15 protein-coding genes are annotated in these 24,539 nt (G+C 47.9%); 2 read left to right on the forward strand and 13 right to left on the reverse strand.

Annotation, left to right across the window (positions count from 1 at the left end; genetic code table 11):
- Nucleotide 1: 1 nt before the first annotated feature.
- The gene (locus MHI55_RS30630) at nt 2-1,159 is read right to left on the reverse strand and encodes a response regulator (RefSeq protein ID WP_036671798.1); all 1,158 of its coding nucleotides are present in this window, start codon (nt 1,157-1,159) and stop codon (nt 2-4) included.
- A 175-nt stretch (nt 1,160-1,334) separates the two neighbouring features.
- On the opposite strand from MHI55_RS30630, the gene MHI55_RS30635 reads away from it, so the two are divergent.
- Nucleotides 1,335-1,832 carry a DinB family protein gene (locus MHI55_RS30635; protein WP_340388147.1) on the forward strand — a complete coding sequence of 166 codons (498 nt, stop codon included), beginning with the start codon at nt 1,335-1,337 and terminating at the stop codon, nt 1,830-1,832.
- Nucleotides 1,833-1,970: 138 nt separating this feature from the next.
- On the opposite strand, the gene MHI55_RS30640 is transcribed toward MHI55_RS30635, so the two are convergent.
- From MHI55_RS30640 to MHI55_RS30665, 6 genes are all read right to left on the reverse strand, one after another.
- Nucleotides 1,971-2,921, reverse strand: a complete 951-nt coding sequence (locus MHI55_RS30640; protein ID WP_340388149.1) for an SMI1/KNR4 family protein — start codon at nt 2,919-2,921, stop codon at nt 1,971-1,973.
- 214 nt (nt 2,922-3,135) lie between these two features.
- A complete protein-coding gene (locus MHI55_RS30645; protein WP_340388151.1) occupies nt 3,136-4,761 on the reverse strand; it encodes a rhamnogalacturonan lyase B N-terminal domain-containing protein in 1,626 nt (541 codons plus the stop codon).
- A gap of 252 nt (nt 4,762-5,013) precedes the next feature.
- On the reverse strand, nt 5,014-5,886 hold the full coding sequence (locus MHI55_RS30650; protein ID WP_076252074.1) for an AraC family transcriptional regulator: 873 nt from the start codon (nt 5,884-5,886) through the stop codon (nt 5,014-5,016).
- A gap of 169 nt (nt 5,887-6,055) precedes the next feature.
- Nucleotides 6,056-8,164, reverse strand: coding sequence for a TerD family protein (locus tag MHI55_RS30655; protein WP_340388153.1), 2,109 nt, complete (start codon nt 8,162-8,164; stop codon nt 6,056-6,058).
- A gap of 339 nt (nt 8,165-8,503) precedes the next feature.
- On the reverse strand, nt 8,504-12,526 hold the full coding sequence (locus MHI55_RS30660; RefSeq protein ID WP_340388155.1) for an S-layer homology domain-containing protein: 4,023 nt from the start codon (nt 12,524-12,526) through the stop codon (nt 8,504-8,506).
- A gap of 177 nt (nt 12,527-12,703) precedes the next feature.
- Nucleotides 12,704-13,840: a response regulator gene (locus tag MHI55_RS30665; protein WP_340388157.1), complete on the reverse strand. Its 1,137-nt coding sequence runs from the start codon at nt 13,838-13,840 to the stop codon at nt 12,704-12,706.
- A 177-nt stretch (nt 13,841-14,017) separates the two neighbouring features.
- On the opposite strand from MHI55_RS30665, the gene MHI55_RS30670 reads away from it, so the two are divergent.
- Nucleotides 14,018-17,107, forward strand: coding sequence for an ATP-binding protein (locus MHI55_RS30670; RefSeq protein WP_340388159.1), 3,090 nt, complete (start codon nt 14,018-14,020; stop codon nt 17,105-17,107).
- Between the two features lie 233 nt (nt 17,108-17,340).
- On the opposite strand, the gene MHI55_RS30675 is transcribed toward MHI55_RS30670, so the two are convergent.
- From MHI55_RS30675 to nikA, 6 genes are all read right to left on the reverse strand, one after another.
- Nucleotides 17,341-18,846, reverse strand: a complete 1,506-nt coding sequence (locus MHI55_RS30675; RefSeq protein ID WP_076252082.1) for a malate:quinone oxidoreductase — start codon at nt 18,844-18,846, stop codon at nt 17,341-17,343.
- A 379-nt stretch (nt 18,847-19,225) separates the two neighbouring features.
- Nucleotides 19,226-20,194: a dipeptide/oligopeptide/nickel ABC transporter ATP-binding protein gene (locus MHI55_RS30680; RefSeq protein ID WP_340388161.1), complete on the reverse strand. Its 969-nt coding sequence runs from the start codon at nt 20,192-20,194 to the stop codon at nt 19,226-19,228.
- Nucleotides 20,191-20,991, reverse strand: coding sequence for an ABC transporter ATP-binding protein (locus tag MHI55_RS30685; protein WP_036671813.1), 801 nt, complete (start codon nt 20,989-20,991; stop codon nt 20,191-20,193). Before MHI55_RS30685 ends, MHI55_RS30680 begins: the two co-directional genes overlap by 4 nt.
- Nucleotides 20,988-21,842, reverse strand: a complete 855-nt coding sequence (gene nikC, locus MHI55_RS30690) for a nickel transporter permease (protein ID WP_036671814.1) — start codon at nt 21,840-21,842, stop codon at nt 20,988-20,990. Before nikC ends, MHI55_RS30685 begins: the two co-directional genes overlap by 4 nt.
- On the reverse strand, nt 21,839-22,786 hold the full coding sequence (nikB, locus tag MHI55_RS30695; RefSeq protein WP_100528661.1) for a nickel ABC transporter permease: 948 nt from the start codon (nt 22,784-22,786) through the stop codon (nt 21,839-21,841). Before nikB ends, nikC begins: the two co-directional genes overlap by 4 nt.
- Nucleotides 22,786-24,336 carry a nickel ABC transporter substrate-binding protein gene (gene nikA, locus MHI55_RS30700; RefSeq protein ID WP_339190535.1) on the reverse strand — a complete coding sequence of 517 codons (1,551 nt, stop codon included), beginning with the start codon at nt 24,334-24,336 and terminating at the stop codon, nt 22,786-22,788. Before nikA ends, nikB begins: the two co-directional genes overlap by 1 nt.
- Between the last annotated feature and the right edge of the window lie 203 nt (nt 24,337-24,539).

The raw sequence follows: 24,539 nt of genomic DNA on the forward strand, positions 1-24,539 counted from the left end.
ATTATTTTTTCATGACTTTGGTTAAACCGAGCTTCCAGTCCTGATACCATTCGGTAATGTCCTCACTGATCGGTATCTCCAAATCTTGCTCCATTCTGGTGGTTAAGAGACGATACTGCTCCTCCACACCGAGATCGTTGTGCATTTCATCATATAACTTCATTAGCATAAAATAACTTTCTTCTTCATCCGGAAGCATATGCTGGATACGTTGTGTACTCTCGACCACTTTCTCCGCCAGCCCATGCTGCTGGTAATACAGACTTAGTTGTCTCATATGATACAGCCACAGATAGCGTAATCTTTCCCGCTCAGGTTCAGCCCACATGTATTCATAATTGCCAAGATAGGTACCCTTATATAGATGAAGCGCTTGCTCATAGGCATGAACGGTACTTGCGTCTATGACTTTCCATTGCCTGATTTCCCGTTCCCACTGCTCACTATCCAACTGAGCCTCACCCAATTCGAGTCGATAACCTGCCTCCAGGTGCCCGCTCTGAATCGTGATCATATCCATATTGCAAGTTTTCAGGGTTTGGCGGACATGATACATTGCAGTGTAGAGTTGATGTGTCGTCTTCTCCTCTTCCATTCCCGGCCACAGAAGCTCCAGCAGAACACTGCGATGGATGACCTGGTTCCGGTGGTGAAGCAAGTATGCAAACAGCTCCTGCGCCTTGCTTGTACGCCATTTGGCCACCTGAACATCCTTGCCTGGAAGCTTAAACTGAATCTGATTAAAACAGCAAATTAAAGGTACGTTTGTATCCTTTGACCGCTGCTCGCGTTTTACGCTCAGTTTCTCTCTTACGCGGCTCACCGTCTGCTTCAATCGATCCTTTTGGATGGGCTTCATCACATAGTCCAAAGCCTGTAATTCGAAAGCATGCACCGCATATTGATCGTAACTGGTCACAAATATAATTTCGGTGCCCGGTGTTGCCGCCTGAATCTGTCTTCCCAGATCCATACCATCCATCTCCGGCATATGAATATCCAGAAATACAACATCAGGACGGTGCTCCACAATACCCGCCACAGCCTCTGTTGGATTCATATATGTAGCGATAATTTCAATGCCGCTTACTTCTTTTTCTAGTGATTTTTGAAGGCCTATCAACGCTAGACGTTCGTCGTCAACCAATATCACTTTCACAGGAGCTTCCTCCTCGACCCTGAGGTCTTGAGATTTATTTTCACTATTATATCATAGGCATTTTAAGTATTTAGCGTTCTTCGTTACCTATTTTTAATTTTTAGCAATTTAATTGTATAATACTAAATAGAAGACAGGTTATCAGATCCGGTCTTGGAAGAGAGGAAGGTTCCATATGTCAGATATTAATCAAAGCTTTGGGCAAGCCCTTGTCAAATCATTAGTGGGGGAACGCGGTCATATCCGCATCGCCCGTGCTCTACCCGATATCGATGTCACACTTGCTGCTCGTACGCACGATGCCATGCCATATACGATCTATCAGTTGGTGAAGCATATGCATTATTGGCAACAATTCATGCTCGAACACTTGGAAGGACGCAAGCCACAGCTCCCTGCTAACGTGAGTGAAAGCTGGCCTGAAGAGAAGGGTCCACAGGACGAAGCAACGTGGAAGGCAGATATTCAGGCATTCTTGGATGGAGTTGATCAAGCCGTAGCCATTGCAGAAACTGCACAATTAGATGATCCACTGCTCTATTTCCCGGGTGAAACTAAAGCAGGACTTCTGCGCAATATCGCCTCCCATAACTCGTACCATCTAGGGGAGATTGTTCTGTTGCGTCGCTTCTACGGCGCATGGCCGCCTCCAGGTGGCGGATATCCGGCGTAAACCGGAAAGATTCCGATAGAACGAAAGCAAGCCGCAAGGGAATGTATCTCCCTCGCGGCTTGTATTGTTTTTACCATACTCTACATTGTTTAGTTAGCACTAGTATAGAGGCGCTTCAACACAATGATATTATTCATACTAGACTTCTGGAGTCATCAGCCCTTGGATAAACGTCTCAAAGTTCGGTGCCAGCGGAAGGATCTCTTTGGGATTCTCCCTCTTCACATAAACGACCTCAGGTTCTCCATCATTACCGAATGAACGATAATCGAGCATGACAACCCCCGACTCCGAAGGAGATACCGCGATGACCACACCAATCTCCGGATAACCTTCACGTTCAATCAAAGTCCAGCTACCTTGTACACCCGCTAGCGTGCGAGGCTTCTCACGGCCAATGCCCAGTATGCCTTCAATTTCAACATAATCCGTAGCTCCCGTATCTGTGTTGGCTACAGGGAAATATCGATTGTACGGAATGCCACCGTTATGTAGCTTCATCATCTCAATGTAGGAGGCAGGGAGTCGGAACACCAATTGCTCCTCCACAGACTCAATGAGGCCATCACTTGGCGGATTGGACACATAGTGCTCCAGTGCCTGCTCACTATCGTTCCAGAATTCGCCGGATTCCGGTCTGGGAACTGCTTCAAAGGTCGCTACAACGTCAACGGGTACATGGAATTCTCCAACAGCCTCTGGATCCGTTTCAACTTCAGGTTCAGATTCGGACGGCTCCTCCATTTTGCTTCGAATCCATCCCAGAAACTCCAGCGTATCTTCATCCTCAGGGTCCAATTCATCCGCTCTTTCAAACGCCTGCAGTGCATGCGCATATTGCTCCAGATAATAATAAGCCAGTCCAATCCGATAATGCCAGAGTGGGTCACCTGTGCCCTCTTTAGCAACCGTCAGGAATTGTTCAACCGCTTCTTCATACTGTTCCAGGTTATTTAGCGCTCGTCCCAAATGGTTAACCAGCTCATAATCCCTTTCTTCCACAGGAATTGCTTGAATTGCATCTACAATTTCCTGAAATTCATCTTCTTCATGCCACTCTTGCAATTGAACCAACAGATCGTCTCTCATTCTCTTTTCCTCCCCGTTCATTCACTCATGATTACGTATTGAAAATTATACCACTATCCGGATCACCATCTCCAGCAAAGCAAAATCCTTAGGGATATCATGAATCAATATCTTTTCATTTCGGATGACAAGACTAAAAGAGGTAACCAGAACCCGGTTAAGAAAACCAGGCAGGCCACCTCCTCTATTCCTTCCACTATATTGAATTCTTCATTCAATTCAGCAACTCAACACAGTCATAGACCCAGCCTGCACTTAACCAGTTACCCAAGTCACTTGAACCGCTGATTGGCGTAATCGTGATGGTATTGGAACCATTCACGAAGTAGGATGCTGGAACATTCCAGCTAAAGGTTGTGTTGTTCCCACGATACGTACCAATGGTGAAGCTACGAGAATTGGGCTGTGAAGATGCAGCAGGATTGGTTAAAGCATGTCCATTAACCGTTACACTCGGTCTGCCATTATTGTAAGCTGCGGTAATACCGATGTTGAGCGTATGAGAAGATGCCGCTTGAGATGCATTCAAATTAAACGTTATTGTGGTTGGAGAATTCTGACCACGGAACTGGATTGCCGGGAATCGATTGGTCGCACTACCGGTAGCATAGGTGACAGGTCCCCAGCTTGGGTTGCGACTATCGGAAGGGTGACGGATCGGAATCGTCTGTCCATTCAGGAGCTCCCGTGGTGTACCATCCCAATTACCAATTCGCCAGATGTTAGAGGCTTTACTCGGGTCATTGTTGATCGTACGTGTATTCAGTGTCGTCGTTTGCCCTGCCGTGACATTAACCGTTTCCGTATATACGGCCAGTTCTCCCTTATAGGCTGTCATGGTGTACGTGCCCGGGATCATGCTGTATTTGGCTGCCGCCCCACTTGAAGACGTCCCCACCCAATACTGGGCGTTGCTATTGGCAAACCCAATTGTGTAAGCATACCCTGTATCCATCCCGGAGAGGCCATTAAGTACCACGTTCCCCCTACTGGATACCCAACCCTGCAGATTAAGACCAGACATCCAGCTGAAGTCGGGTACACTTGGCGTACCTCCCGTTGTAAAGATCAAAGCGTACGGCCCATGCAGACCCAGGCGCCAATTCTCCGTCTGTGCATGTCCTGAGTTCATATAGTTATATACTTCCGTCTCTGTTCCACTTTGGAACTGGATGTCGCGGAAGAATGGACCACCAGAGCTTTTTTCCCGATTGCCGTAGGCCATAAACACACCGACGCCATTCCCCGTAACTCCACGAACGGATAAATCTTTGGCCTGATCATTACCATAATATTTGGAGGCCGACTGTCCATTTGCAAACCCGAACACATCCTGACTTTCAATCGCTCCGGTGTTACCCCTGTTGTTTGAATTCGCCGGAACACCTGTCAACACACTACCATTACCACGGAAAATGTATCGCAGCTCCCCGATCGAAGGTTGAGCCGTGATATGCGTGGCCATGTATATGATATTCTCCCCACCACGTGAAGCATAATAGTGATTTAGTGTGCTTGTGGATACCGTGATTAACACGGTTGATCCTGAAGGAGAGGTATTCCACGTCACATTGGCGGAGGAGCCCAAACCTGAGCCGATATGTGATCCTCTGTTGCTGTTCAGCTCCGTACCGTTCATTTTGGCTGAGATAATATCCCCATTGGTTTTGTTCACCACATAGACTAATCCTGATCCGGTGTTTACTTCAATTCTGGAGCCGTTATCGGTCACATTAATGGTTGCCGCGTGTCCGGTAGATGCAGGGTATACAACAGCTGTTGCGATCATAACGATGATTAAAAACAAACCAAGCGCCTTTCTCACTATACTTTTGGTCATGAGTAATTTCCTCCTTGGAACTCATTTGATAAAGCGCTTACATTATAATGTATAATAACTGACACTTCCGTCGCCCCCCCCCTTTTTAAATCACTCTTCTACATACAAGTATTCTTACAATTCCAATAAAATAATACCATTATATTACATAAATTTGCAATGAAAACGGCACGTATATCCGATAGCAAATTCTGAAAACAAAAAACGCAGCTTCAAAAAGCTGCGCCCGCAGATACTAAGCTAGAGACAGTATCATCTCTTCCGAATAGGTATCCATATCTCACTTCTATATTGCTCTACAGTAACATCCTTGTGCTCATTCCATAACATTTCCGGACCCTCACTCAGCTCATAATCCGATGAGGGAAACCACTCTGCGTAGATCCGGCCCCACACCTCCTGAAGCGTGCTTGGAAACGGACCCACGACGGTAAATACAGCCCACGTTGAAGCAGGAACCTCCAGCTGTTCCAGTCCTTCAGGCGTATCCTTTGTCGTAGCTGCACCAATGTAATGATCCAGTTCTCCCTGTTCCGCCATCCGTCCCTCACTGAAATGGGCTGAAGCACTGATTAAGCCCATAGGTTGGACGTTTGATGCCCCCTTGATCGTATCAATCAATTCCGGTGTGAGACTCTGGTACATCGCAGCGATCTCCGGATTAACCCCGTTGAATACGATTGGCACCCTTTTACGAATACCCACGATTCGAAAAGCTTCTTTGTCTTCAATGCGGTAGTTCATTTCGCTTCCTCCTTGAATGGTCAGTTGAAATGTCATCCGTGGAAAGGCTTTAAGGGATGGGCCATGGTTTCGCGCTTCGGAGGGCGTAGTGTCATGCATGCTTTGAAATGCCCTAGTGAAAGAATCCGGCGATGTATACCCGTACTTTAGCGCAATATCAATGATTTTGCTGTCACTGTGGCTTAACTCCATGGCCGCAAGTGTCATGCGGCGACGCCGAATATATTCCGAGAGTGTTACACCACTAAGAAAAGAGAACATGCGTGTAAAGTGATACTCCGAGCAGCAGGCAATTCGGGAAATCTCCTTCATGTCCACGACATCCATCAGATGCTCCTCAATATGATTCAAGGCTTCATTTAACCGCCTCAGCGTATCCATATCATCCCTCCCACGTTAATTTAAGCTTAGCAAAGTCATTCTCTTTGCATCCGACATTACCTGCACCATTCTGTAGGCTCTTTGCACCCAAACCAGAAAAAAAGAGCAGCATCAGCTACTCTTTTCTAACCTTGATATTCACATATCGCCAGTAGTCAGGTCAAACAGGTCAAACCAGATACTCCGCCATAATCTGCTCGATATCATAGGGTGTAATACCTTGATCCACCGAATAGATTGTATCCGCTTGATCTATTGTATCCACCAGTTCTCCTCTAGCTTTCGCGTGGAGCATGAACAAGTCGTGCAGATCGGGTTTGCGTAAATTCGTTAGTGCTTTACCCATCAGCACGATACCTTTCTGATTCCCCTCTACGTTATTGTAGTATTCCGGATATCTGGTCAGCGCCAGGTCTGTCCAGATGACGGTGCGTTCGACCAGGTCCATAATCACAGGGATCGCAATCTGCGTATCCGCGGTAATATCGATTTTGTTCGCTACGGTAGACGGTTCGAAAATCTCGCCAGACCCCGGCTTCTTCAGCATCATCCACCCTACAAAACATTCCGGCAGATCACAATACGGATGACTGGTAAACGATAGCAGTGTCGCCACCACATATCGTCCACCATAGGCCACGATGGATGGAATATGCAGATCAATGAACTCACTTGCGCCATAAGGTGCGGTCACGATATCTCCGCTATGGACAGCCTTATAGTTAGAGGATCGCAGATTCGTATAGGAAATATGCTCCACATAGTTCCAGTCCTTATCGTACATCACCGCAGACAAGTCAATGTCCACGCGCCCTGTAGACTTTCCATCCACGTCCCCCTCTTTCCACCAGTTGAAGAATCGAATGGTATCTCCCTCGGCCATCGGCACACGACTCCCACGTACGATAGTATGCAGAGCCTTGCTCGCCGATCTCTGGGAAAAGGGCACCAGATAATCATGAAGCTGTGGATCGACATAAGTCTTTCCAAGCGGGGCAAGGGCAGCGAAGCGCTCTACCAATGCCTGTTCGCACAATTGCACGACATTCTGACACGTGGCTTCATCGATCTCTGGCAGCTCATTCGGAACAGCAAAAGCTTTGGCTACATTGCCTTTCGGGAAGAAGACACGCAGATCCTGCGGTTCATTACGGTGGGCAAAATGCTGTCTTACCTGCAATAACACCGGGGTAGATACTTGCTCCAGTACCTCACCAAATGCCAGCAGTACATACGCTTCATCTTCGGTCATCCGCAGCAAGTGATCCAGTCTTCTCGCGAATTCACCTGGACGCTGTGACAACAGATCGATCAGACTCCATACATTCCGATATTGGAAGGCAAGCTCCACACTTCCGTTGAAGGTCGAATAAGGCTTATTATTACGCAAAATATCAAAGGCTTCTTCGCATCGTGGATACCGAAGCTTATATTCCGAAGGATGCAGAATTTCGCCAAGGCGAATCCAGCGATCCTTATATCGCAGCATATCCTCCGTCATGGAGCCACATTGCTCCAATAATCCGAGCAAAAGGCGTCTCTCGCGGCGTTTGAATTTCCGGAAGGGAGAAGCCGCAGCGAGGCTGACATCACCATCGGACCAGGCAACAGCCAGACGGAGGACATCACTTGCCGTTTTGAAATACGGACCGATCCGGTCGATGTTTGCTTTTTCATGCTTCAACAGCGAGGCAATCACAAAGCCCACATTTTCTTTAAACGGAATCTCAGCGGGTAATAGCGCATCCACGTCTTCCGGGTCTGCATGCTCCAATACCGTGTCGATATCCGCCTTGTCTGTTTCCGAGATGGAACCTTTTGCTTCAATGATCTGACGGATGAGTGTCTGGAATGCTTGCTGGTTTCCCAAACCAATGACTTTTAAGTCCGTCTTCTCCAGCAAAGGCATTCGCTCCACAGATGGTTGATCCGGATAGACCACAGTCAGGTTGGTCAGATAATGAATAATCGCATTGAGATATAACTCGGCCTCATCCGCTTGCATCACCTGCATCGGGAATCCTGCATACATCGGTGTGTACTTCACATGTGCGCCGACCATGACTCTTAGATCAGCCACGAGTTGAATATATGTTGCTTCAAATTGTTCCTTGGACAGCTGCCGCATCGCCTGCATTAGCTCATCCGAGAAGGTATATCCGAGTGCTTCAATATTTTTGAGGGCAGTCGCCAGATGTGTCTTCGGCAACTGTTGTTTCCCTTCGTTTGATTCGATAATGAGTTTGTTCGCTCTGCGCAAATAGATTGTATTGTTCATGATAAAAGAGTCCAGGAAAGCCACATCCCTATATAACGTGGAAGGTTAGGGTTAGAAGGAAGGAATGTGATAGCCTGGACGCCTCCTCTCTGAAATAAAATCTTCAGGAGAGCTTCGACCCTATGATCTCCAATGATTGTAGAAGGAAGGATCGCAATAGCCTGAAGGCCAGCAGTTCAAAGTTTGTCACCCGAACCTCTGGTGAACCCATCATCTCAGATTCCACGATCTGCCAACAGGGCGAAAGTATTACGACATGAATTTAAGAATTTAATAAAAATAGAAAAAAGCCTTTGCCGACCCCCAATGTCAGCAAAGGCTTTTCATTTTAGATTGTGTTTATTGATCAATCAAGTTGGTTACCTTCAACATTCTTGCAATCAATGCAGTGACCTCAGCACGGGTCATCGTGGTCTTCGGACTCAGCACCTCCGGCCCATTACCTTGGATGATTCCGGCTGCAATCAACTGGGCTACATCTTCTTTGGCCCAATTCGATACATCCGCTGCATCACTGTAACGTTCCAGTTCAGAGTTCATCTGATCCGGGCTAATTGCCGCTTCCGGCTCAATCAGACGGTAGGCACGAGCAACCATAGCAAATCCTTGCTCACGTGTGATCTCCTGATTACCGTTGAAGTTCCCATTATCGTAACCGCGAACGATACCGAATTCATTTGCAAGGGCTACCGCAGAGCGGAACCATGCGGAATCGTTAACGTCAGGGAATAGATTCTGTGGTGCATCCTGACGCATTAAGCCCAGTCCAAGCACAACAATCTCGGCAAACTCAGAACGAGTAACCTGACGGTTCGGTGAGAATGTGTTATCTCCGTTACCCTGCAAATCCAGTCTTGCAGCGATGTTGTTCACATCAATTTTACCCCAATGGGATCTGGCATCTTCAAAATCCTGTGGATTCCAGATGACCGAGTAACTTCCGCTGCTACGCAAGTCATTAATGAGCGCATAGTAACGACTACTGATCTTAGTGACAACCGTTGGTACATGGAAGATGCTACCGTCCGGATTAATGATTACGCCTGTAGTAATCCGGTTCGGATCGATACCTTCCGGAAGTGCAATATACTTCGGTGCATAACCATTCAGCTGGCCGGATCGCACGGTCTGTCCATCTTTCGTAAACGTCAGATCCAGATCAACCGGTGTGACAAGTAGCTCGTATCCTTGGGATGCGGCTCTTGTCTCGGCGCTGTCAATCAAGGCATCCGAGGAACGTGCGATATCAACATGGACATCAATATCATTCAACGCTGCATTACCAAGCTGTCTGGACACACCATTCACGTCCATTTTACCGCCAGGTACCGGATAGATTGCCAGCGGATTGCTAATGTTTAGTTTGGAACCTTGATCCACCAATTGTTTCAGTGTTTCGAGGGTTAAACCGTCCACCTTCATATCCCCATCATTCGGTGAATGAATGGCGAACTGCTGGCCTGTGCCTTGTGACATGGCAACATTCAGCTTGGCTGGATCAACTTGAACTAATGTTTCTTTGTTGTCAGATGGTTTGGATGTAGCAAATGGTTGATGGTTACCATCCCGAGTTGTTTCCAAATTATCCTTCACGGGTGCCGGAGTTGGCGTTGGTACTGGCGCAGGTGTAGGTGCTGGTGTACTTCCGCCGTTACCTCCCGTATTTCCACCGCCGCCATTGTTGCCTCCACCATTGTTACCATTGTCACTGGATGCTCTAGTCACGTTGATTTTATACGCCGTAACATTTCCAAGTGAATCGGTTACTCTAACAACGATCTTATTTCCACCGACTTGGAGCGGTAGATTCTCACTTACAGTACCACTTGAAACCTCGTTCCATTCTCCATCTCCAACAGCTATTTCAATCTTCGCAAGTGGATCAAGTGCCGTTGGCGTGAGCTGGAATTGATATACGCTATTCGGCACAGAGATGGTGTACGTGTCTTTCGCCGGATCAAAAGCCGGAGACAAGCTTCCCACCGAAGGGACCAGCGTCTGCAACGTAGACTCATCTGTACCAATTACTTTGGTAAGTCCCGTTCTAGCGTTAGTCAGATCCTGAAGTGCCTTATCTACCAGCGCTTGAGTCGCTGTCGGTTCATTTAACACTTGCTCTGCTTCATTCATTGCATCTTTGAGTGCAATCCAGCTCGCTGGTGTGTACGCTGACTCTTCGAGGCTTTCACCTGTAATTTCAGTTACTTTCGCTTGCAAAGCTGATTTATCTACAACTGGTACAGATGTTGTAGGGATTAAGCCCGTTCTTGCATCTGTCAGATCCTGAAGTGCCTTGTCTACCTGCGCTTGATTCGCTGTCAGATCATTAAGCACTCGATTTGCTTCATTCATCGCATCTTTGAGTGCTTCCCAGCTCTCTACCGTATATTCCGTTTCGGTTAGATTTTCACCCTTTATTCTATCATGTTCATTTTTCAGCACTGACGTGTCGACACCAGTACCAGGCTTTTTGGTAAGCCCCTTCCGGGCATCCACCAAATCCTGATAAGCCTTTTCTACTTGTTCCGGTGTTGCATTCTCGTCGTCGAACACGGATTCAGCAACTCCTAACGCTTCTTGCAGCGTTTGCCATGTTTCTGGTGTGTACTCCTCTTCGTCCAGTTCGCCTGATTCGATCTTACCGTTAATCTCATCGGCTTTAGCTTTCAACTTCGACTTATCAATAGCAACAACATAACTTTTCGAATTCGACTCTTCTGAATCAGAATAGGCTGGATTGTTCGTCTTCGCTGTTACTGTCACTTTGTAGGTGCCAACTTCTAGCGATGGTACCAATTGCGACAGGTTAAGCGCCATTCCGGTTACTTCCACCGTCCGCTTCGTGCCGTCTTCCAGTTCGATTGTTACTTCATATTTATCTGCATGCGCAACTGCTTCCCATGTCAACTCATCGTCGGTCAGTGTGACGTCCGGTACCGTCAAAGGAGTAGCAGCAGTTGCAATGGTAAAGTACGAGTTCGGACCAAAACTAGAGGTATTCAGGGTTAATTGGCCATTCTCAATTAAATGTAATGAGTTTGGATTACCAAATTTAGCATCATCGCTGATCACAACATACCGAGGCAACGCCGGGTTACCTCCCGTTTCGTCTACCTGAAGTGTAATCTGTGATTCAGTCCAATTTGCTTTCTGTACCTTGAAGACACGCTCCATCCCAAGTAGTTTTTTCCCATCTTTCGTAATTGGTGTTTTGAATTCAGTACTTGCTCCATTGTCACCAAACGTAAAGAAAGAAGAATCCTTTAAGAATTCATTTTTATTTGCAGAATTGGTATCCTCAACACTGTTGCCCAATGCAATCGTCAACGTAGATCCCAGTTCCTGCGCTTTGGCTTGTTTCTGCATCAATCCGCTCTGATCATCTCGACCGATGCTTGTAATGCGATGGGTATAGACTGCGTTCTCCTGGGCATCCCAGATCGTAGCCATGTTTGAATCGACATATGAATTTGCTGTCGTCTGATCCATCGTGTAGCCATATTTGATCGCCAGATATGTGCTGACTTTTTGGCGTTCTGCGTCCGTAAGAGCATGGTCAAATACGATAATTTCTTCAATCGTACCCTGCCAATGTTCAATGCCCGTAGCTGCTGGGATCAGCTTACCGACTACTGCTCCGCCAGAGTTACCAGTATCCCATAGCTTAACATTATCTTTTCCCCAGTCATTTAGTTGCTGTACCTGCTTCATTTTACTGTACAATCTAGCTTGGTTTATACCAGTATCTCCGCCTGTCCAAGTAACAAATTGCTCGTTCGGGAAAGTCGTGCCCAAGAATCCTTCAGGGGTGTATAATGTTTGGTTTCTATCACTGTTAAATGTCGTCAAGCCGCCCCTTGTATTATTCTGAAGCATCCCCATACCCGTATAAGCATTCGGTGTTTGTACTCCCCATGAAATAATATAATTGAGGCCTCCCGTTTTATTGGTTTTACTAACGGTAATGATCGATCTGGGGCTCTTCCCTTGAGGAAGCTTACTTACATCCAGATTCATAAAACTACTCGTGCCGTTATATTCCAATACCGGATTGAAATTGATATTATGATTTTTATCATCCCAATAGGTCGGTTGATTAGCTTCCGTACTTTGGGTTGCATTGTTTATTTTACTGCCTTGATCTTCCCAGATACTCACCTTTTCGCCGCTGGCAACTCCGCTTACCCGCTCTGGTCGTAGCCATAGTGAAGGGGATCCAACTCCGCCCGGACCAACAGGAGTCTGGTTAGTCGACTCCGCTTGAGCCAAACTCATGGGCAACGTTCCAATCGCTAGAATAAAGGAAAGAACCAGCATGGAAATTCTTTGCCATGGTTTCTTCCGGATTTTTGCTGTGTACATAGTTTCCTCCTACTTAATATGTTATTTTTGGACTGCTTACTGACTCAAAACATCATATCTACCCTCATCTTGCTTATTCTACACATGGCCTCTTACCAAACTCTTACCAAACCTTTCACTAGCAAATACAACAAAAAACAGCCTTGCAAATGAAGCTGCAAGGCTGTATATTTCCAATTAACTATTCGAATTTTTCCATTGTTGGTACCATAACTCAACTTCTAGGCCAGGACGTATACCTGCCTCTTGTTCTAAAGCGATAACCAACTGATTATATTGAGCGACCACAGGATCTTTATTGCCTAATCGATCGTAGGTCTTCATTAAGGCCAGTCCGACTTCCTCCAATGATGGTTCGAATTGCTGTACCCGGTAATATAACGTGAGTGCTTCCGTATTCTGTCCCAGTTCGATGTAATATTGTGCGAGTTGCATGGCATGGTTACGCCAGAGTGCATGCAATCGCTGGCGCTCCAACTCAGCCCATACATAATCGTCCTCCCCATAATATTTGCCTTCATATTGATCTGAGGTCTGCCGATGTTCAGTTATTGTAGACGAAGATAATAGAGGCAATCGGGTAAGACGGCTCTCCCATTCTTCCGCGTCAATCCTGAATTCACCCGTTTCCAATAGATAGCCAAACTGTTGATAACGAATGACCATCTTGTCCTCACCCATGAATTCGTTCATCATGCTACGTAAGCGATGGATCCCACTGTGCAGATTGGATATACCTCTCCGCTCATCCAACTCTGGCCACAACAGTTCAAGTAGCGTATCCCGCTTAATCGGTTTGTTCCGATGGTGAAGCAAATAGGCGAATAACTCTCTAATCTTGGTTGTTCTGAACTTCATATGTTTTGGCGGCTCATTTGGGTGCACTTGGACTTGGAGCATCCCCAGACAACGGATCATCATGGATGGCCCTTCTGTTATATTCAGACTTACTGACACCGTTCGGCGTTGATACATCTTCATCGTTTTTTCCAAACGGTCACGCGTTACAGGCTTCATAATATAGTCCAGCACTTCAAGCCCATAGGCCGTCAGTGCATGTTCGTTATATGCGGTTGTGAAAATAACTTCTGTTCCAGGAGAAACCTCATGGATACGTTCGGTCGCCTCGATCCCGTTCATCCCCGGCATTTGAACGTCCATGAAGACGATTTCCGGCAGATGAATTTCGATCTGATCTATGGCTTCCTGTGCCGTCAGAAAAGAGCCGATAACTTCGCAATCCTCTCTCTCTTGCAACAGTTTGTTCAACCTGCTCAGAGCGAGATATTCATCATCTACCAAAATCACTCTCATATGCACAACTCCTCTGGCTCACTGATCACCCTTTAATCTATAATTTTACCATAAATCCTGACGTGGGACCGCTATCATTTAAATATAGAATCTATGTTCCGGTATTCAAAAAAATGTTCATCTTTGGCAGAGGGCATGCAGGAATTTGAAGTAAACTGTCGAAAACTAAAGTCTGCCATGAAACCAATAACCTATAAAAAGATACCCCGATATGTAGTGCTGTCGATTCTATTCCTGACTATTTTGCTTGGCTTTCGCTGGATATGGTCCGAGACTTTCACTATTCCCGCACATCCTGAACCCATTGAAGGCTTGTTAGACCTTCGAGACTGGGACCTAGCCAACACTTCACCTATATCCCTGGATGGAGAATGGGAGTTTTATCCCCAGACGTTAATCTCTAATCGTGACGCGAAAATAGCGGATAACCCATCCACACCGATTCAAGTTCCCGGTGACTGGCGTGATGCATTACCACAATCCTCATCGTCGTTCGGATATGGGACGTACCGTCTTCGCATACTGTTAGATCCATCTGTGGAGGAAGTCTCTCTCTGGGCTCAGAAAATCCAGACATCATCGATTATCGAGATGAACGGGACCATTGTTGCCGAATTCGGCCAACCTGCCACTCATGCCGAAGCCTATCGACCAGAAAGGACTGCATTTACAACTTCCTATGTGCTTGACGGTTCTACCGAACTCAATCTTTTGGTGCAGACAGCCAATTTTGACGATCCTTATAGCGGAGGGATCACACGCTCTCTCTATTTTGGTTCTCCAGAAGCCATTGGAAGTGAACGAGGATTGTCTATCGATCTGCAAAAGATTACATTCGCCATACTGATTTTGCACAGCCTATACGCTTTTGTCATGTTTCTATTTATCCGAAAGGAACGAGCTCTTCTGACGTTCTCGATGCTAACACTGGTAGCTGCCCTAACGGTCGCTTCCGACCATGACAATCTGTTATTAAGTTGGATTCCTCTCAACTTCACTTGGATCGTTAAGGCCAAAGCGTTGTCCTATCCGTTGTTCGCATTCTTTCTTTTACAAATGGCTAAAAGCTTCTCCCATAATCTACAATGGCGTAAACTGTTCCGTATCTATGCCAGCGTGCTTGGCGTTTACTGTTTATTTTTACTCGTCGCACCCGTGACCCTAATCTATCATGTACTTGAGATTGGGCTTTCTGATTTCCTCTATCTGTTTGCCATCGGCTGGTCTGTGTACCTATTCTTCCGAATGGCAGCCGAGAAACGAAGGGACGCAAGCTTTTTGCTCTTTGCGGCTACTAGCAGCCTATCAAGCGTGTTATGGGGAATTGTGAACTCACATAGCGAAATTACCAACGTATATTATCCGATCGATGTGATTGCGGCTATGTTTGGCTTCTCCGCCTATTGGTTCAGAAAATACTTCCGCAATTCAAGTGAGATCGAGAAGTTGTACGAACAGCTCAAAGAGGAGGATCGCCAGAAGGATCAGTTTCTTGTGAATACGGCTCATGAATTGCGTACACCGCTGCACGGGATCATCAATATCGCCGAGAGCATCGCGGTTCGTGAACGTCGTAAATCAGGTGGGCAGCAGGCAGAAGACATGAAGCTGTTAGTTACCATCGGCCGACGCATGTCCCAACTGGTGGATGACCTCCTTGATGTCATTCGTTTGAAGGAAAAACGTATTACGCTTCAGAAGAAACCTTTATCTCTTGCATCTGTCATTCCAGGCGTGATCGGTATGTTCCGATTCATGGCAGAGGGCAAGCCCATCCATATGCAGGTGGATATTCCAGAATCACTGCCGTTGATTCAAGCCGATGAGAGAAGACTTGTTCAGGTGCTCTACAACCTGTTGCATAATGCGCTCAAATTTACCGATGAGGGTACCATTACCGTGTCCGTTCGGGAACATGGAGAGTACGTCTTGATTCAAGTTTCAGATACAGGTGTTGGTATGAGTGAGGAGATACAACAGCGAATATTCGAGGCGTATGAACAAGGAACCCCAGAGGCCCGTTTAAGCGGAGGAATCGGCCTCGGTCTCAATATCAGCAGGCAGCTCACCGAACTCCATGGCGGCCAACTCACCGTGCAATCCGTACCTGGGCAAGGATCGACCTTCCAGATCTCGCTTCCACGGGAAGACACCGCATCGTTATCGGACCAGACTGAGCAGCAATGGGACGCTCACAGCTTCGATGAAATTGCGATTGCAGAGCCGCAGCAGCAGACCGTCTCTCAAGATAAGACTGCCGCAAGAATTCTTGCCGTCGATGATGATCCTGTAAACCTGCGAGTACTGATCTCCATGCTTGCGAATGAACCGTATCATATTCAACCCGCGGCCTCGGCGCTTGAGGCACTTGAATTATTGGATAAGGAGCCTTGGGACTTACTGATTGCCGATGTCATGATGCCTCATATGTCCGGTTATGAACTGACCGAGAATGTACGCAAGCGTTATTCGGTATCCGAGCTTCCCATCCTGTTGCTGACGGCCCGTAACGAGCCAGCGGATGTATACGCCGGATTCATGGCCGGTGCTACGGACTATGTCACCAAGCCCGTGGATGCCGTTGAATTAAGACATCGCATCGGGTCTCTGATCGTACTGAAACAATCTATCGATGAGCGACTGCGCATGGAGGCTGCTTACTTACAAGCACAGATTCAGCCCCATTTTCTTTTCAATACGCTCAATTCAATCATGGTTCTTAGTGAGATGGACACGGAGCGAATGCAGAAACTGGGCGATGCTTTTATCGAGTACCTTCAGACCAGCTTTCATTTTGTCAATTCGGAGAAAATGGTTGAGGTCACTCATGAGTTGGATCTATCCCGCGCCTATCTCTATATTGAGAAAGAACGATTCATGAATCGGTTGAACGTCATCTGGGATATTCCCGATGATCTTGATCTATCCCTGCCGCCACTCACCATTCAACCGCTCATTGAGAATGCTGTTCGACATGGTATTCTCAGCAAAGTGAAGGGTGGAACCGTGCATATCCGAATCATCAACCAAACAGCGTCCACCTTGATTGAGATCGAGGATGACGGTGTGGGGATGCAGCCCGAGCAGATCGAACGGGCACTAGCGTGGCCCAAGAAAGGTCCAGGCGGAACTGGAGGCATTGGATTAACCAATACACATCGCCGGTTGACCCAGATGTACGGACAAGGTTTGACCATCGTCAGCTCGCCGGGCCAAGGTACGAAAGTTTCCTTTGTCATCCCTTTGGACCGCAGCATGAGAGCCTGAGCGATAAGATCGTTCTATGACTCTACAGCAGCATATTGTACGATCCATATCCGTATGCTTTGTGTAAGGTCTACGGGGAACGCGAGGATAGCGGACATGTTCAAGCCCAGGCTCGAGTTCAAGTTCAGGTTCTGACATACCAAATAAACCAAAAGAGAGCTAAGCACGGGTTTCGACCCGGCTTAGCTCTCTTTTCTATGACTTCATTATGATCTAACACGATAAACTATACGTTATACGTGCAGGACATGTTTTTCATCCGATAACCCCAGCGCTTTGGCTGTTGAAGAATGAACCTCTTTGAGAAGATCCAAGTTCTCCACAAGTGAGATGCCATAGGAAGGAATCATTTCCTTGATCTTTGGCTCCCATGCCTCCATATGCTGCGGGAAACACCGCTGAAGAATCTCAAGCATGACCTGAACTGCCGTGGATGCACCCGGTGATGCACCTAGCAGGGCCGCAATCGTCCCATCTGCAGACGTGACCACTTCCGTACCAAATTGCAACGTGCCCTTGCCACCTTGAACGGTATCCTTGATCACCTGCACACGCTGGCCCGCCAGAACCATATCCCAATCCTCGCTCTTCGCACCCGGAACAAAGTCACGCAATTCTGCCATACGTTGCTCTTTGGATAACATCAGTTGCTGGATCAGATATTTGGTCAAAGAAATTTCTTTGACACCTGCCGCGAGCATCGTAAGCAGATTATGCATCTTAACAGACGTGATTAAGTCGGCATTGGAACCCGTCTTCAGGAATTTCGGTGAGAACCCGGCAAACGGACCAAATAACAGCGACTTTTTATTGTCGATAAATCGAGTATCCAGATGCGGAACCGACATCGGCGGAGCTCCTACCGAAGCCTTGCCATATACTTTGGCGTGATGCTGTTCCACGACTTTTTGATTTTTGCACACCATAAAGATCCCACTGACCGGGAATCCGCCGATATGTTTACCTTCCGGAATGCCCGTCTTCTGGAGCAAATGTAGACTTCCGCCGCCCGCGCCGATGAAGACAAATTTTGCCTTATGGCGTTCGACTGCACCGCTCTTCAGGTTTTTCACGGATAATTCCCATTGTCCATCGCTGGTGCGTTTCATATTCTTCACGCTATGTTGGTAGTGGACGCCCACTTGTTGTTCCTTCAAATGTTTGATCAGCATACGCGTTAAAGCACCAAAGTTAACGTCCGTACCGGAGTCAATTTTGGTCGCTGCAACAGGTTCATTACTGGTACGATCTTTCATCATCAGCGGCATCCATTTCGCCAGCTCTTTCTTGTCATCCGAGAATTCCATGCCTGCGAACAGCGGGTGATTCGACAAGGAGTCATAACGTCTTTTCAAAAACTGGACATTGCTCTCTCCGTGTACATAACTCAAATGAGGAATCGGCATAATGAAGTCCCGCGGATTACGAATCAGACGGCTATTGACGAGATAGGACCAAAATTGCTTTGAGATCTGAAATTGTTCATTCACTTTAATCGCTTTGCTAATATCTACGGTTCCGTCTGGTCGTTCAACGGTATAGTTAAGTTCGCACAATGCAGCATGCCCGGTTCCGGCATTATTCCATTCGTTGGAGCTTTCCTCTCCTGCAGTGGCTAGCTTTTCGAAAACCTTAATATTCCAGTCTGGTGCCAATTCTTTTAGCAAAGTTCCCAAAGTTGCACTCATAATTCCGGCACCAATCAAGATAACATCTGTACTCGTTTGTCCCTGGCTCATGTCTACCGTCCTTATATCCTATATTTGCCAAAAGGATGTAAGCGTTATCGATTTGGCATTTGCAGCAAGCCCATTCTTGAACGGGATCGCACCTTCTCTGAATGATTATAACCTTGATCTAGTGTATCAATAATATAGAGCAATTTAAATATGCAATTTCAAGATATTTGCTATTCCATCAGTATACGCTAGTTTACATCGGAACGTTAGCCCGGTTATAGGCCTGAAAGATATATTTGTTCAAAACAAAGAAAGGAACCCGGTTTTAGGGGGACTTTGGATGATCAAATGGATGCACTAAAAGCCGCTCTCGAATCTCTTCGTAAGGCGGCTTCATATATAAATTAACGATTACCACCCCCGGCGTCTCCGGGAGTACTCAGAAGATTGAAATCAATTCCTTTGTATACGGATGGCGTTCTTCAGCGAACAACGCATCTGCACCAAAGCGGTCAACGATCTGACCTTCCCGCATAACGATGATACGCTGGCTCATGCGATGTACAGCAGCCAGATCATGTGAGATGAACACGTATGAAAGACCAAGCGATGTCCGCAGATCGGTGAGCAACTGCAAAACTGCTCCTTGCGAGATCACGTCCAGGCTGGCCGTCGGTTCATCCAGAACGACAACGTCCGGTTCAATGCCAATAGCACGTGCAATCGTGACGCGCTGACGCTGTCCACCACTTAGCTCATGGGGGTAACGTCCAGCCAAATCGCTTGGAAGCTCGACCGCTTCAAGCAACTTTTGGACGTAAGCCTCCTTCGACGTATAGGTAAAGTGGGACAGCTCGGCGTTCCGTCCAAGTTGTTCGTACGGATCAATCAGCGAATCAGCAATCTTGAGCTTCGGGTTTAGTGCAGCCATTGGATTCTGGAAAACAATCTGAATCTTCCGGCGATGTGGCCGCAACCGTCGGCCGCTCAGCCGTGCAATATCCTGTCCACCCAGTGTAATCGAACCTGTATCTGCATCTTCAATCCGTAGCAGACAGCGGGCGAGCGTACTCTTGCCGCACCCGCTCTCGCCAACCAGGCCAAGGCATTCGCCGTGGTTCAGGGTGAAGGAAATATCGTTCACAGCCGGCCGGTCTGCCCCCGCATACGTTCGGCTCAGATGTTCCACGTGAAGCACAGGATTGCCAGGGGTGCTGAGCGATGAAGCATTGTCTGAACCGGCAATATCTATATCCGCATCTATATCCGTATGATCTGTACCCGCAGTATCTATGATTACATTGTCTGTGTCTACATGGTTTAAGTCTCTAGCAAAATCGTGGCTTCGCACACCAGATTCTTCGGACTGCATGAGTCCACGGCGTTCAGCATTTGTGGTTGTCTTCATTCCGTTCCTGCCTCCTTCAATCCCGACTTCAGCGAGCGACTCAGAACGGGAGCCGCATCAATCAGCTGACGCGTATATTCATGCTGGGGATGATCAAGAATGCGATGTTTCCCGCCAGATTCGACGATCTGACCTTCCTTCATCACAGCCAAGCGGTTGGCATAGCGACGTACATGGCGCCAATCATGCGTGATAAACAAAATGGCACAGCCCGTCTCCGCTTGTTTGCGTGCCAGCAGTTCCAACACGCGATGCCCAGACACACTGTCCAGTGCCGTTGTTGCTTCGTCAGCAATCAACAGGCGAGGAGACAGCATCAGCGATGTGGCAATTGATGCCCGTTGAAGCTGTCCACCGCTCAACTGGAACGGATAGCGGCGCAGCAATTCAGCGCCAAGGCCAACCGATTCCAGCGCTTCCTCCGCTCGTTTCTTGCGGATGGCAGAAGACTTTTCCCCGTGTACCTTCTGGTATTCATCAAAGTGCCCACCAATACTGCGAAAGGGCGTAAATGCTCCCTGATAGTCTTGAAAAATATATGAGATGCGGCTTCCCCGCAGGGCGCGCATCTCCTTTGGCTTCCGTTCGAGCAGGTTGCTGCCCTCGAACATGACTCGCCCCGACGCATGCAGGTTGGGCGGCAGCAGACGACCAATTGCTTGCGAGAGCAAGCTTTTGCCACTACCACTCTGTCCAACCAATGCCATGAACTCGCCTTCGCGAACAGCCAGAGAGACTTGATCTACAATCGTACGATCCCGACTGGAGATGCTCAGTTCCTCAATGGAGAGAATCATGGTTGCACCTCCTTCTTCACGTCAAACCGGTCTCTTAGATAGTCACCCAGCATGTTGGCAAGCAGGACTACCGAGACAATGGCAAGACCCGGATAGATCATCAGCTCCGGCCGAGACTGGAAGTACGGCCGTGAGTCGTTCAGCATCGCACCCCATTCAGGTGTTGGCGGCTGTGCGCCAAGGCCAATGTAAGACAATGATGAGATGAGTAGAATGATTTTACCCAGATCAAGACTGGCCAGCACAAGCACATGGCCTGCGATATGCGGAAGCAGATGTTTTCTCATGATACGACCGTCCGAAAGTCCGTTGGTACGGGCAATTCGAATGTAATCCTTTTGTGACTCAGATAAAACCGTACTTCGAACTAGACGGGCATAGCTGACCCACTTTACGATCACAATCGCCAATACCAGATTACCGATTCCCGCGCCAAGCAAGCCACTTAGCACAATCGCCACGATGGTATCAGGGAAAGCGAGAAAAGCATCAGCGATGCGCATGAACAGCTTATCGACCCAGCCACGTTTGTATCCTGCTATCAGTCCAAAAGGAATACCGATCAGCAGTGCAGCACCGAGTGCCAGCAAGCTATAACCAAGCGTTTGGCCGCCACCAAGCAACAGACGTGTCAGTACATCGCGGCCCAGATGGTCGGTGCCGAACGGATGGAGAGCACTTGCACCCTGCAATCGTCCGCGCAGATCGGTTAAGGTATGATCATGCTTCAGAACTAAAAAGGCATACAAGGAGGCCGCGATGACCAGCAGTGCAAACAGCAGACCAATGATCGCCTGCCAGCTATGTTTTTTAGATTTTGTAGTTGGAATGGGCAGGGGTATGGTTTTCATCGGTGGGCCTCCTTTTCCTTGAGTTTCATTTCGGGATTCAAATAACGGTACGACAGATCAACCGCTGTATTCACGAGGAATACCACGATAGCCATGATCAGAATGTAACCCTGAATCAGTGGATAATCACGCTGGCGGATGGCATCAACGACAAGCTTGCCAATACCCGGATAAGCGAACAACACTTCAATCACGACAACTCCACCAATCAGGCTGCCGAGGCTTACGCCGAATACCGTAATGACAGGCGGCAGACTGTGCCGAAACGCGTGAAGCATGAAGATCCGGCCTTCGGATAACCCTCTTGCCCGGGCGGAGCGAACGAACTCCTGGCTAAGAGAATCCAATAGGCTGGAACGCAAAAGACGCACATAAACGCTGGAAATGGCAAGTCCCAGCGTCAGAGATGGCAGAATAAGTGAGGTGAATCCATCCCGGCCCATGGTCGGCAGATTGCCGAAGCGTACGCCGAACATATCGATTAGGATCAGACCCAGCCAGAAGCTTGGCACCGCCGCACCCAGAATGGAGAGTATGCGGCTGCCGCGGTCAATCCAACTGCCACGATGGAGCGCTGACAGCGAGCCGAGCGGGATCGCTATGACGAGCATGACCAGTAGAGCGCCTATCGTCAGTTCAGCCGTAGCCGGCAGTGCACGCATCAGGGTCTGCATAACTGGCTGGCCTGTTGAATACGATACGCCGAAGTCGAGACGAACAAAATCGAGCAACCAGTTGCCGAACTGGACAGGAAGCGAATCATTGAATCCCATCTCCTCGCGTACAGCTTCGACCTGCTCCTGACTAACAGACAGTTCGTCCACATTCAGGATCGTCAGCACGGGATCACCCGGAGCCAGACGAATGAACAGGAAGCTTACAAACATAATGAACAACAGAAAGATAAATACCTCAAGGAACTTCCGAAGCAAAATGCGAAACATTACATCACATCCAGCTTATTGGTAATCATGTAATATTCACTGCGAGTGGTAACCCAGTTCTTGATCTTCTTACCGTTGTAGGCAACGATTGTACCTGGATGCAGCACGAATGAGTTCAGCACGTTGTCATGCACGTAGTTGGCTGCCTTCTCGGCAAGTTCCGCGCGCTTCTCCGGTTCAACTGTGAGATTCAGTTCGTCGATGATCTTGGTCAACTCCGGATCTTCCGATCCACTAAAGTTAAGAGCACCCTTCGGATGGTACGTTGCATTCAGGTAATAGCCTGCATCCCCACGAGGAGCCGTCAAATTACTGTACGTTGCAATATCCCAGTCGCGGTTGGATGCCATATAATCTTCTGGCGTGTCAATCTGGCGAATCTGCACGTCGATACCGATCTTCTTCGCATCAGATTGGAACACTTGAGCAATCAGTGGCAGATCGGCACGGGCTGAATATGTCAGCAGCGTCAGCTGCAATGGTTTGCCATCCTTGGTCATCACGCCGTTTTGCTGCGTGTATCCTGCTTCGTTGAGATATTTTACAGCGACATCAGCTCCGGATTCCGTTGCTGTATCCGTATAGGTTGGTGCGAAGGGCAGTGATGGCAGGAACGGTCCGATAGCAGCTTCACCGTAGCCGAGCAGGATCGTGTCCACGATACCCTGACGGTCAATCAGCGCGTCCAGCGCACGACGGACATTGAGGTCCTTCATACTCTCCCGCTGCATGTTCATCGTTAGCTGATGCACGCGGAATGTCGACGTGGACTCAACCGTCATGCCGTCCATCGCTTTGAGCGATTCGAGGCTCTCGACTTCAGGACGGTATACGATATCTACCTGTCCAGATTTGAGCGCTAGTGTGCGGGCATTGGCATCTTCATTGAAAGAGAACGTGATAGAATTCAGAGGCGATGCTCCATCCCAATATTCATCATAACGATCCAGTTGCAGCTTGCTGCCTGGGGTAAAAGAAGTCAGCTTGAACGGCCCCGTACCAATCGGCTTGTTCACAATGTCCGGCTCACTCACGTCGATAATCGCCGTGTTGGGGTTCACCAGTTCCGAAGCGAACTCCGGGAACGGCTGAGTTGTAGTGATCTCCAATTTGTCGCCCTCGGCTTCAATCGTATCAATCTTCAGCGCATTCTGGATGGCTACATTCTCTTCCAGTGCCCGCTCAAGGGATGCCTTAACGGATTCACCCGTCATTGGCTTGCCGTTCTGGAATGTCACATCATCTCGCAGGTCAATCGTCCAATGCTGCCCATCTTCGCTCTCCCAGCTCTCGGCGAGCCATGGAGCAACCGTCAAGTTATCTTCATCGAGACGAACCAGCGTTTCCGTAATGCCCGCGCGCAGCGGCACATAGCTGGAATCCACATGTGGATCTAGCGAACTGGTGGAGAAGTTATATAGGAAATGAACATTTTTATTATCGGTGGATGGTTGCGCAGCGGGACTGGACTCAGATGATCCGCAGGCGCTCAACAGTCCAGCGCTCAAGGCCAAGGAGACCAGCGCTAGCAGTGGCGTCTTTTTATTCAAGGTAATGCCCCTCTCTCTTAATCGTAATCATTATGATCTAAACAATGAGTATTATCATATCGTAATGATTACGTTTTGACAAGAGTTATATTGGTGTTGGAACGAGAAAGAATCCGACTCTCGGATGAGAGCGGATTCTTCATGTTTTTTGTTACATATGAGGGCTTTATTAGTGGGCATTTCTTTTGCGATCCGGAATTGTT

The organism is Paenibacillus sp. FSL E2-0151, from assembly GCF_037993015.1.
GTDB classification, from domain to species: domain Bacteria; phylum Bacillota; class Bacilli; order Paenibacillales; family Paenibacillaceae; genus Paenibacillus; species Paenibacillus amylolyticus.